A 7,880-nucleotide genomic window follows, 5' to 3' on the forward strand; every position below is an offset into this window, starting at 1 on the left:
TCTGTGGGTCAAGGGATCGGGCGGCGATGTCGGCACCATCAAGCTCGACGGTTTTTCGACGCTCTACCAGGACAAGCTGGACGGCCTGAAGCAGCTCTATCGCGGGGTCGATTTCGAAGACGAGATGGTGGGCTACCTGCCTCACTGCACCTTCAATCTCAATCCGCGCGCCGCCTCGATCGACACGCCGCTGCACGCCTATGTGCCCAAAAAGCATGTCGACCACATGCATCCCGACGCGATCATCGCCATTGCCGCTTCCAAGAACAGCCGGGAGCTGACCAAGGACATCTTTGGCGGGGAGATCGGCTGGCTTCCCTGGAAGAAGCCTGGCTACGAATTGGGCCTGTGGCTGGAAAAGTTCTGTCAGGAAACCCCAGACGCGGTCGGTGTCGTGCTCGAAAGCCACGGCCTGTTCACCTGGGGCGATACGGCCAGGGACAGCTACGAAACCACCATCCGTATCATCAACCGCGCTATCGAATGGTTCGAGCAAAACACCGCCGGCAAGACGATCTTCGGCGGCGTGGCTCGCCCCACGCTGTCGGCAGCCGAACGGCGCGCCGTCGCTGCGAAGCTGATGCCGGCTATCCGCGGCCTGATCTCGGCTTCGGAGCCGAAGGTCGGCCATTTCGACGATCAGAACGCGGTGCTGGAGTTCGTCGGCTCGCAGGAACTCGAAAGCCTCGCGGCACTTGGCACCAGCTGCCCCGACCATTTCCTGCGCACCAAGATCCGCCCGCTGGTGGTCGATTTCGACCCGGCCAAGCCGGATACCGACAGGACCCTCGCCGGCCTGGCAGGTGCTGTCGAGGAATACCGCAAAGGCTACGCCACCTATTACGAGCGCTGCAAGCGCGCCGACTCGCCCGCCATTCGCGACCCTAACGCTGTCGTTTATCTCGTGCCAGGCGTCGGCATGATCACCTTTGCCAAGGACAAGGCGACGGCGCGCATTTCGGGCGAGTTCTACGTCAACGCCATCAATGTCATGCGCGGCGCCTCGACGGTGTCGACATATGTCGGCCTGCCCGAACAGGAGGCCTTCGACATCGAATACTGGCTGCTCGAAGAGGCAAAGCTGCAGCGCATGCCCAAGCCGAAGTCGCTGGCGGGCCGCATCGCGGTCGTCACCGGCGGCGCCGGCGGCATCGGCAAGGCGACAGCGGCGCGGCTGTTGCGCGAAGGCGCCTGCGTGGTGCTGGCCGATATCGACCAGACTGCCCTCGAAACCGCCGAGCAGGAGCTTTCAAAGGCGTTCGGCAAGGACTTCGTCCGCCCCGTCCGGATCGACGTGACCAGCGAGGAACAGGTCATATCAGGCTTCACGGATACGGCGATCGAGTTCGGTGGTGTCGACATTTTGGTGTCCAACGCTGGCCTTGCCTCGTCCGCGCCGATCGAGGAGACGACGCTCGCTTTGTGGAACAAGAACATGGATATCCTGGCGACAGGCTATTTCCTTGTGTCGCGCGAAGCGTTCAAGCTGTTCCGCACTCAAAAGATCGGCGGCAACGTCGTCTTCGTCGCCTCCAAGAATGGCCTTGCCGCCTCGCCCAATGCGGCTGCCTACTGCACCGCAAAGGCGGCCGAGATCCATCTCGCGCGCTGCCTCGCATTGGAAGGCGCGGGCGAACAGATCCGCGTCAACGTCGTCAACCCGGACGCCGTGCTGCGCGGTTCGAAGATATGGACGGGCGAATGGAAGGAACAGCGCGCGGCGGCCTATAACATGTCGACGGACGAGCTGGAGGAACACTATCGTTCACGCTCAATGCTGAAGCGTTCGGTATTCCCGGAAGACATTGCCGAGGCGATCTACTTCTTCGCCTCCGACATGTCGGCCAAATCGACCGGCAACATCATCAATGTCGACGCCGGCAACGCACAGAGTTTCACGCGGTAGGACGAGGCGCCGCCCCTCATCCCCCTGCCGGGACCTTCTCCCCGCAAGCGGGGAAAAGGAGATAAGCGGCAACGTTGCGGCCAGCCAGCCCCCTTCTCCCCGTCACCATACGGGGAGAAGGTCCCGGCAGGGGGATGAGGGGCGGCGCAAGCCGAAAGAATTTGGGAGGAATTTGCAGTGACCGAACAGATGATAGCGGCCGAGATCGTCGAAAGAGACAATGCGGCGCGTGAAAAGAACCTTGCCCGCGACTACGACACGCTTGGCGAGCAGCTTGAGCGGCGCGGCATCAAGATCGACGCCATCCGAGACAAGGTCCAGAATTTCGGCGTTGCGATCCCGTCCTGGGGCGTCGGCACCGGCGGCACCCGCTTTGCGCGCTTCCCCGGTGCTGGCGAGCCGCGCGACATCTTCGACAAGATCGAAGATTGCGCCGTCATCAACGAACTCACCAAGGCGACACCGACTGTTTCGCTTCATATCCCCTGGGACAAGGCCGACGCCAACAGGCTGAAGCAGGCGGCGAGCCGCTTCGGCCTCGGCTTCGATGCCATGAACTCCAACACCTTCTCCGACGCCAAGGATCAGGCGCGTTCCTACAAATACGGCTCGCTATCGCACGCCGACGCCGGCACCCGCCAACAGGCCATCGAGCACAATCTCGAATGCATCGAGATCGGCAAGACGATTGGCTCCAGGGCGCTGACGGTGTGGGTCGGCGATGGCTCGAATTTCCCTGGCCAGGTCAATTTCGCCAAGGCCTTCGAGCGTTATCTTGATTCGATGCGCGAGATTTACGCCGCCTTGCCTCAGGATTGGCGCCTGTTTTCCGAGCACAAGATGTATGAGCCGGCCTTCTATTCGACCGTCGTGCAAGACTGGGGCACCAACTACATCATATCAAAGGAATTGGGGCCGAAGGCGTATTGCCTCGTCGACCTTGGCCACCACGCGCCCAACGTCAACATCGAGATGATCGTGTCGCGGCTGATCCAGTTCAAGAAACTCGGCGGCTTCCATTTCAACGATTCGAAATATGGCGACGACGACCTCGACGCCGGCTCGATCGACCCCTACCGGCTGTTCCTCGTCTTCAACGAGTTGGTCGATGCCGAGCTCAACCACGCAGACGGCTTCAACCCGGCCCACATGCTCGACCAGAGCCACAACGTCACCGATCCGATCGAGAGCCTGATGCTGTCGGCGGTGGAAGTGCAGCGCGCCTACGCGACAGCCCTTCTAGTCGACCGCAAGGCGCTGGAAGGCTTCCAGGATGCTAATGACGCCCTGATGGCGACCCAGACGCTCAAAGTTGCCTACCGCACCGACGTCGAACCGATCCTTGCCATGGCGCGGCTCAAGTCAGGTGGCGCCATAGACCCCATCGCCGCCTACCGTGCGGCTGGCTATCGCGCCAAGGCGGCTGCGGAGCGGCCAGCAGCCGTCGGTGGCAGCGGCGGTATTGTCTAAAGCTCCAGCCCGAAGGGCACACCTTCGAAACAATCGGCACCGCGTCCGATTGCGGCGATGGCTGCAATCATGCGGCCGTTGCGGCTCAAAATCTGGTCGGCAACGGCGATCAACCGGGGATTGGGAGTCGCCGATGGCGACAGCCGGCGCAGCGACATTGCCAACTCGGCCTCATCGCGCGCCGGCGAAAATGCAGCAGCGATGATGTAGGCCGAAGCCGTCGAGCGGCTGACCCCGGCGTAGCAGTTGATCGCCAGCGGCCGCGACCTGTCCCAGCGGCCCGCAAAATCCAGGATACGGCGCACATGCGCCTCGCCAGGCAGCGTCATGCCGTCCTGCTCGGCCGAGATGTCGTGCATGTTCATCAAAAGGTGGTTTTCGGCGCGGATCGCCTCCGGGCGCGTCATCTCCGTGCCTGCCGACAGCAGCGAGATCAGCCGTTCAGCACCAATGCGCGCAACCGTCTCGTCGACCTTCGATAGCGGGCAGACATAGATCATCCAACCGCACTCTTCATTTCATGCCGGTCCTGCGCCCAATCGCCAAGCGCCACATCGAGCCGCCGCCATTCCAGTTCCGTGCCCGGCAAGCCACAGCGCAATTGTGTCGGGCGGTCGAAAAAGCTGCGCACCAAGATACCTTCACGGCCAAGCGCATGGAACAGGCTCGAAGCGTCTTCGATATCGACATGGCGAAACAGCGAGGTGCCGCCGGTCACGATCACGCCGGCGCGAGCGAAAGCCTGATCGAGACGGTGCGCGGCCTTGGTCAATATCGTCCGCATCTCGCGGTGCCAGTCGGAATCAGCCAGCGCCTTGGCCCCATATTCCAGCGCCGGCACGGCCACCGACCAAGGGCCGAGTTCTTCTTCGAGCCGCCCTGCGATGAACGGATTTGAGATGGCAAAACCCAGCCTGATGCCCGCAAGCCCGAAAAACTTGCCGAACGAGCGCAGCACGACGATACCGCCCAGATCGACATCGCCGGCCATGCTTTGTGCTTGCGGACCAACGTCCATGAAGGCCTCGTCGACGACCAGAAGTCCGCCCTTGGCGCGCAGCTTTTCGGCAAGCGCCAGCAGGTCCGCGCGGGAAACAACGCGCCCATCGGGATTGTTCGGATTGACCACCACAGCAAGGTCGGCCTCGGCCAGACGCTCGAACTCGCGCACCTCGGCCACCTCGTGCCCGGCGATTGCAGCAGCGCGTGCATGCTCCTGATAGGTCGGCCCGAGCACGAGAGCCCGGCCGGGCCGCACCAGCGAGGCGATGCGCGGCAAAAGGATCTGGGTGCCCGGTGCAGGCACCACATTGGCCGCCGTCGGCGCGCCGTAGGCGGTTGCGGCGATGGCTGCTAGGTCGCGCGCACGGCCTGGCTCGGGCAGACGCGACAAGGCTGTGGCAGGCAGCTCAAAAAGCGGATAGGAGTGCGGGTTGATCCCGGTCGACAAGTCGACGAACGGCTCGGGCGCTCCAGGAAACAGCGCCCTCGCCCGCTCCAGGCTGCCGCCGTGGTCAATCGTCCCAGTCCTTCGTCCATCAAGAAGCGTCATGTTCGTTCCGCTTGCCTTCCTGTCGCTTCTGTTCGAACTCGGTCTCGGTTACCCGGACCGGCTGGTGCGTGCCATCGGCCATCCGGTGATCTGGATCGGCAAGCTGATATCCTTTCTCGACACCAGCCTCAACCGCGCCACCGATACCGACGCCAGGCGCCGTATTTTGGGCGTCGTTGCCCTCGTCGTCATCGTTGCCCTGCCGGCCGCGCTTGCATTTGCCGTCGAGCACCTGTGTGGGCTTGTCCCCTTCGGCATTCTTCTCACCGCAGTCGCAGCTTCGAGCCTGGTTGCCCAGCGCAGCCTCGGCAGCCATGTGAAGGCGGTAGCCGATGCGCTCGACAGCGGCGGAATCGTTGCCGGCCGCAAGGCGGTATCGCAGATCGTCGGCCGCGACCCTGACAGCCTCGACGAAGCTGGCGTCAGCCGCGCGGCCATCGAAAGCCTGGCCGAGAATTTCTCCGACGGCATCACCGCCCCCGCCTTCTGGCTCGCTGTCTTCGGCTTTGCCGGCGGTGCCGCCTACAAGGCCGCCAACACCGCCGATTCGATGATCGGCCACCGCACCAAGCGCCACGAAGCATTCGGCTGGGCGGCCGCGCGTTTCGACGACCTGATCAACCTGCCGGCATCGCGGCTGACCGCGCTGCTTATCGTTCTTGCCGCCTTCCTCGTTCCAGGCACCGACCCTTGCCGCGCATGGAAAGCGGTGTTCCGCGACGCCAGAAAACACCGCTCGCCCAATGCCGGCTGGCCTGAGGCGGCAATGGCCGGTGCGCTGGGTCTCGCCCTCGCAGGCCCGCGCACTTACGGAGGGGTCATGGTCGACGACGCCTTCATGGGCGACGGCGGCCGGCGCGAAGCCAATGCCCAGGATATCCGTGCCGCACTCCGACTTTACTGGACGGCCGACGCGCTGATGGTCGGCGCAATGGGATTGATCGCCGTCATCTTCTGGCTTTAGGCCGCAGATCCCTTAGAACTCGATGCCTTTCTGTGCCTTAACCCCAGCCGCAAAATGGTGCTTGGTCGCGCCCATCTCGGTGACGAGATCGGCGGCTTCGACCAGTGCAGGCTTGGCATTGCGGCCGGTGACGACGACATGCAGGCCTTCGCGCCGGCCCTTGAGCGCAGCCACGACGGCGTCGAGATCGAGATAGTCGTAGCGCAACGCGATGTTAAGCTCATCGAGGACCACAAGCGCGATGCTGGGATCGGCCATCAACTCCYGAGCCTTGGCCCAGGCGGCTTCAGCGGCGGCGATATCGCGCTTGATGTCCTGTGTTTCCCAGGTAAAGCCTTCGCCCATGGTGTGCCAGACGACGCGGTCGCCAAATGTGGCAAATGCATCCTGCTCGCCCGAATGCCACGCGCCCTTGATGAATTGCACGACGCCAACACGATGGCCGTAGCCGAGCATGCGCAGCGCAAGCCCAAAGGCCGCGGTCGACTTGCCCTTGCCGGGACCGGTATTGACGATCAGCAGACCCTTTTCCACAATGGTCTTTTCCGCCACCTCGGCGTCCTGAACCGCCTTGCGCTTGGCCATCTTGGCGCGATGGCGCTCGGCTTCGGTCTCGTTGATTTCCTTCATCTCATTTCACCTTTATCGGCAGGCCAGCGACCATGAACAGCACCTCGTCGGCACCGGCTGCCACCATTTGATTGAGCCTGCCGGCTGCATCGCGGAAGCGGCGGGCAAGCGCGTTGTCGGGCACGATGCCGAGCCCGACCTCGTTGGCAACGACGAACCATGGGCCGCGCGGCCGCGACAGCACCTCGGCGAGCCGGGCACTTTCCGCTTCCACGTCATGATCGGCCAGCATGTGATTGGTCAGCCACAGCGTCAGGCAATCGATGAGTACCGGTTCGCCATCGGCGACACTGTCGAGCGTTGCTATCAAATCAAGCGGCGCATCCATTGTTCGCCAGCCTTCGCCGCGCCTGGAGCGGTGGATATCGATGCGCTCGCGCATCTCGTCGTCATAGGCCTGCGCGGTGGCGATGTAACTCCATGGCGCAGGGAATGCGGTGATCAGCCGCTCGGCGTGCGCACTCTTTCCAGAGCGCGCACCGCCTAGCAAAAATGTCAGCTTCTTAGGCAAAGCTGCCGCGCAATGCGCCCTGCGTACCCATGAAACGCTGCCGCACAGCCCCCGCGACAGCTCCGAGCACCACCCAGAAAACCAGGTTGGTGATGGTCACGGCGACGACGAAGCTGTGGTGCAGGTCGGCCGGTATCGGCGAATCATGGCTTTCTGGCTGCGGCGCACCGATGATGTGCGGAGCAACGATCAGCGCGACGCCGAGGATGGCGAGCGGCAGCGACTGCTTGAAAGCGATCAGTGCCAAGCCGGCAGCGGTTGCCACCACCGTCATAGTCCACCAGATCTGGCGCGCGCCAAGGTCGGCCGCCGGCATGGCGGGCAACTCAGGTGGCAGCCCTAGGCCCGGCGCGAGTGTGAAGACAGCAAAGCCGGCAAAGCCCCAGAACACGCCCTGGCGCCAGTTGGCGATGCCGCCGGCAAATTCGGAAACCGCGACCAGGATCAGCGCGAATGCGACGCCGCTGACGATATTGGCCAGTGCCGAATAGGCGAAACGCTCAAAGCCGTCGGCGGGTGCCCAGGCTTCAGCTTCCTCTTCAGTGGGAGCCATGGCTTGCGCCGCAGGTGCTGACGTGGTCGCTTCAGTGCCAGCGGCTGGGGCCGCGGCATGCTCATGGCCGCCGCCGGCATTTTCGTAAGTTTCGGCCTTGAGGATCAGCGGAACGGTTGCATAGGTTTGGAGCGCGGCAAGGATCACGCCGGCCAATAGGCCGCTGATCGCCGCGATGAACACGACGTTGCGAAATACAGACATGGTTGGGGTGCCTTCGTTAGTGGCAGGGGAAAGCCATCGAGTGGCGATAGTCGTGGGCAGCGTTRTGCACCACGTCCATATGCGAGAACC

The 7,880-nt window shown here is 63.3% G+C and carries 9 protein-coding genes; 3 read left to right on the plus strand and 6 right to left on the minus strand.

The window, feature by feature from the left end; all coding sequences use genetic code 11:
* Both AC1DUU_RS16820 and rhaI read left to right on the plus strand, forming a co-directional pair.
* On the plus strand, nucleotides 1-1,906 hold a 1,906-nt coding region (locus AC1DUU_RS16820; RefSeq protein WP_476784549.1), incomplete at its 5' end, for a bifunctional rhamnulose-1-phosphate aldolase/short-chain dehydrogenase.
* Nucleotides 1,907-2,095: 189 nt separating this feature from the next.
* Nucleotides 2,096-3,376, plus strand: coding sequence for an L-rhamnose catabolism isomerase (rhaI, locus tag AC1DUU_RS16825; RefSeq protein ID WP_476784556.1), 1,281 nt, complete (start codon nucleotides 2,096-2,098; stop codon nucleotides 3,374-3,376).
* Here rhaI and AC1DUU_RS16830 read toward each other — a convergent pair.
* Nucleotides 3,373-3,876 carry a tyrosine phosphatase family protein gene (locus AC1DUU_RS16830; protein ID WP_476784550.1) on the minus strand — a complete coding sequence of 168 codons (504 nt, stop codon included), beginning with the start codon at nucleotides 3,874-3,876 and terminating at the stop codon, nucleotides 3,373-3,375. The two genes, rhaI and AC1DUU_RS16830, sit on opposite strands and share 4 nt — an antisense overlap.
* Nucleotides 3,873-4,928: a threonine-phosphate decarboxylase CobD gene (gene cobD / locus AC1DUU_RS16835; protein WP_476784551.1), complete on the minus strand. Its 1,056-nt coding sequence runs from the start codon at nucleotides 4,926-4,928 to the stop codon at nucleotides 3,873-3,875. The genes AC1DUU_RS16830 and cobD overlap by 4 nt, the downstream gene beginning before the upstream one ends.
* Here cobD and cbiB point away from each other — a divergent pair.
* Entirely contained in the window at nucleotides 4,927-5,892 is a 966-nt protein-coding gene (gene cbiB / locus AC1DUU_RS16840) for an adenosylcobinamide-phosphate synthase CbiB (RefSeq protein WP_476784552.1), read from the plus strand. The two genes, cobD and cbiB, sit on opposite strands and share 2 nt — an antisense overlap.
* Before the next feature lie 12 nt (nucleotides 5,893-5,904).
* Here cbiB and cobO read toward each other — a convergent pair whose 3' ends face one another.
* From cobO to AC1DUU_RS16860, 4 genes are all read right to left on the minus strand, one after another.
* Complete coding sequence (cobO, locus tag AC1DUU_RS16845) at nucleotides 5,905-6,522, minus strand: cob(I)yrinic acid a,c-diamide adenosyltransferase (RefSeq protein WP_476784553.1); 618 nt, start codon at nucleotides 6,520-6,522, stop codon at nucleotides 5,905-5,907.
* 1 nt (nucleotide 6,523) lies between these two features.
* Complete coding sequence (gene cobU, locus AC1DUU_RS16850) at nucleotides 6,524-7,033, minus strand: bifunctional adenosylcobinamide kinase/adenosylcobinamide-phosphate guanylyltransferase (protein WP_476784554.1); 510 nt, start codon at nucleotides 7,031-7,033, stop codon at nucleotides 6,524-6,526.
* Nucleotides 7,026-7,790 (minus strand): CbtA family protein, encoded by a 765-nt coding sequence (locus tag AC1DUU_RS16855; RefSeq protein WP_476784555.1) that lies wholly within the window; start codon nucleotides 7,788-7,790, stop codon nucleotides 7,026-7,028. The genes cobU and AC1DUU_RS16855 overlap by 8 nt, the downstream gene beginning before the upstream one ends.
* 16 nt (nucleotides 7,791-7,806) lie before the next feature.
* On the minus strand, nucleotides 7,807-7,880 hold a 74-nt coding region (locus AC1DUU_RS16860), incomplete at its 5' end, for a CbtB domain-containing protein (protein WP_476784557.1).

The sequence above is a fragment of the Aminobacter sp. P4_H6_2 genome, from assembly GCF_056400805.1.